Annotated in this window: 4 protein-coding genes; 2 read left to right on the forward strand and 2 right to left on the reverse strand. The window is 70.3% G+C overall.

What is annotated here, in order from left to right; translation table 11 throughout:
* The coding region (locus tag BMG07_RS40330) for a hypothetical protein (RefSeq protein ID WP_198089164.1) at nucleotides 1–217 on the forward strand (217 nt) is incomplete at its 5' end.
* 104 nt (nucleotides 218–321) lie between these two features.
* Nucleotides 322–1,251, forward strand: a complete 930-nt coding sequence (locus BMG07_RS40335) for an SMP-30/gluconolactonase/LRE family protein (RefSeq protein WP_198089165.1) — start codon at nucleotides 322–324, stop codon at nucleotides 1,249–1,251.
* Between the two features lie 4 nt (nucleotides 1,252–1,255).
* On the opposite strand, the gene BMG07_RS40340 is transcribed toward BMG07_RS40335, so the two are convergent.
* Both BMG07_RS40340 and BMG07_RS40345 read right to left on the reverse strand, forming a co-directional pair.
* Nucleotides 1,256–2,188: a DmsC/YnfH family molybdoenzyme membrane anchor subunit gene (locus tag BMG07_RS40340; protein WP_198089166.1), complete on the reverse strand. Its 933-nt coding sequence runs from the start codon at nucleotides 2,186–2,188 to the stop codon at nucleotides 1,256–1,258.
* Nucleotides 2,189–2,195: 7 nt separating this feature from the next.
* Nucleotides 2,196–2,852: a 4Fe-4S dicluster domain-containing protein gene (locus BMG07_RS40345; RefSeq protein ID WP_198089167.1), complete on the reverse strand. Its 657-nt coding sequence runs from the start codon at nucleotides 2,850–2,852 to the stop codon at nucleotides 2,196–2,198.
* Between the last annotated feature and the right edge of the window lie 27 nt (nucleotides 2,853–2,879).

Below are 2,879 nucleotides of genomic sequence, written 5' to 3' on the forward strand. Positions count from 1 at the left end.
CTTCGCGCTCGCGCGCCTCGCGCAGGGCGGTGACGCAAGCGACGGCGGCTCGCGCGCCTCCGCCCTGCTCGACCGTCTGCTGGCCAGCCGGGACGCCGCCGCGCCCGCGGCCACGGCGGCCGTGCCCTTTCTCGCGCACTGGCGCTGCCGCCTCGCGGGCTGCAGCTTCGTGATGCGGCTGCGCCGCAGCGGCTTGTTCCGCGCGCTGTTGCGCTAGCCGCGCTGGGGGCCCGGCCTGCCGCACCTCCCCGGCAAGCAGGAGGAAGTCGTAGCAAACTGTCGGCCGGACAACGGTCCGAAGACGCCGACAAGGAGCCTCCGATGCGCATCCGCGAACTCGCCACCGGCCTGCAGTTTCCCGAAGGCCCGATCGCCATGGACGACGGCTCCGTGCTGCTCGTCGAAATCGCGCGCGGCACGCTCACGCGCGTGCGCGCCGACGGGCTGGTGCAGGTGGTGGCCGACCTGGGCGGCGGCCCCAACGGCGCGGCCATCGGGCCCGACGGTGCCGTCTACGTCTGCAACAACGGCGGCTTCAGGTGGCACACCGAGGCTGACGGCTGCCTGCGCCCCGTGGGCCAGGCCGAGGACTATTCAGGCGGCCGCATCGAGCGCGTGAACCTGGCCACCGGCCGCGCCGAGCGGCTGTACGACACGGTCGAGGGCGGCGCGCTGTGCGGCCCCAACGACATCGTGTTCGACGCGCACGGCGGCTTCTACTTCACCGACCTGGGCAAGGTGCGCGAGCGCGACATGGACCGCGGCGGCCTGTTCTACGGCCATGCCGACGGCGGCGCCGCCGGCGTGATCGCGCGGCCGGTGACCACGCCCAACGGCATTGCGCTGTCGCCCGACGGCGCCACGCTGTACTACGCCGAGACCGAAGGCGCGCGCGTCTGGGCCTTCGACGTCACCGCGCCAGGCCGCGTGCGCAAGGACGGCTGGCCGTCGCCGCACGGCGGGCGCATGCTCTGCGCCTCGCCGGGCGGCCACTACCAGCGCTTCGACTCGATGGCGGTCGACGCGCTGGGCAACCTCTGCGTGGCCACGCTGCTACATGGCGGCATCAGCGTCGTGTCGCCCGACGGCGCCACGGTCGAGCACGTGCCGCTGCCCGACCGCTACACCACCAACATCTGCTTCGGCGGGCGCGAGCGGCGCACGGCCTATGTCACGCTGTCGGGCAGCGGGCGGCTCATTGCCATCGACGACTGGCCCACGCCCGGACTCGCGTTGAACTTCGAGGCCTGAGCGATCAGGACACCACCTGGTAGTACAGGTTCTGCGGATGCTTGGCCTGTGCAAAAAAGAACCAGCGCTCGGCCAGCAGGCCCGGCGCCTGCACCAGCACCGCGAGCAGCCAGGGCAAGGCAGCCCCGCTCGCCACGCCCCAGGCCGCCAGCAAGGCCGGCAGCACGAAGGCCAGCAGCAGGAAGCCGAGCTTCATGTTCCTGAAAGCCGCAAGCGAGGCGCCATGAAAGAACTCGCGCGTGTTGAACGAGCCGGCCGACATGCCCATCGACTTCTGCACCAGCTTGTGCGTGCGGATGCCGGTGGCCGACTGCAAGGTCGACTTGTGCCGCAGCCCGGCGTTGCGCTTCAACGAACCCGCGCGTGCGGCCCATGCGGCCAGCGTGGCGACCAGCGCCCACGGCCCGAACACCTGCGCGAAGCGCGCCTCGCCCCAGGCCGCCGCCATCGCGCAGGCCAGCACCAGCCCCGACGACAGCCCGATCAGCGTGAAGTTGACGATGGTCAGCGGGTGCGCCCACTCCTGGATGAAGCGCAGGCAGGCGTAGATCATTGCCGTGCAATACCAGAGGAGCGCCGCGCCGTACAACACCAGCAGCGGCAACAGCCACGACCACGGCGCGCCGATGTCCAGCCGCAGCGACAGCCACCACAGCGCCACCAGCGCGATGAACACCGGCAGCACGATGACCTCGCGCGACATCCAGGAGGTGCGCCACATGAGCACCGCGCGCCATGCACGCGTCTTGCGGCCCAGGTGCATGAACGACGCGGCCAGGCCCGCCACCAGCAGCACCTCGGCCACGCCCAGCGCCACCGACAGGAAGCCCGGCGCCAGCCCGAGCCCGAACAGCGCGGCCAGCGCCAGCGTGAAGACCAGCCCCTGCGCGGCGCCGGCCAGCGTGGTGAAGAAAAGAATCGAGAACGCGGGATGCATGGTGCGGCTACTGCTGTGAGTCGGAAGCTTGGGTGATGTGGCGCGGCAGGTACTGGTTGGCCGGGTTGGTTTCCCACTCGGGCATCAACTGGTAGCCGCCGCGTTCGCGGATCGCCTTCGACACGTCGGAGTCCGGGTCCTTCACGTCGCCGAAGATGCGCGCGCCGGTCGGGCAGGCCTTGACGCAGGCGGGCTTGCGGTCTTCCTTGGGCAACTGCTCGTCGTAGATGCGGTCCACGCACAGCGTGCACTTGGTCATGACCTGGCGCTCTTCATCGAGCTCGCGCGCGCCGTAGGGGCAGGCCCATGCGCAGTACTTGCAGCCGATGCACTTGTCGTAGTCGACCAGCACGATGCCGTCTTCCTTGCGCTTGTAGCTCGCGCCCGTGGGGCACACGGGCACGCACGGCGGGTCTTCGCAGTGCAGGCAGCTCTTGGGAAAGTGGATGGTCTCGGTGGCGGGGAACGCGCCGGCCTCGTAGGTCTGCACGCGGTTGAAGAAGGTGCCGGTGGGGTTGGCCGCGTAGGGACGCTCGTCGGCCAGCGGGCCGGCGCTGCCGGAGGTGTTCCACTGCTTGCACGAGGTGACGCAGGCGTGGCAGCCGACGCAGACGTTGAGGTCGATGACGAGGGCGAGTTGCTTGGCGAGAGTCTCCCCTTGCACCGCGCGCTTGCTCGTATTCGTATTGCT

The organism is Variovorax sp. E3 (genome assembly GCF_016082275.1).
Taxonomy (GTDB): domain Bacteria; phylum Pseudomonadota; class Gammaproteobacteria; order Burkholderiales; family Burkholderiaceae_C; genus Variovorax.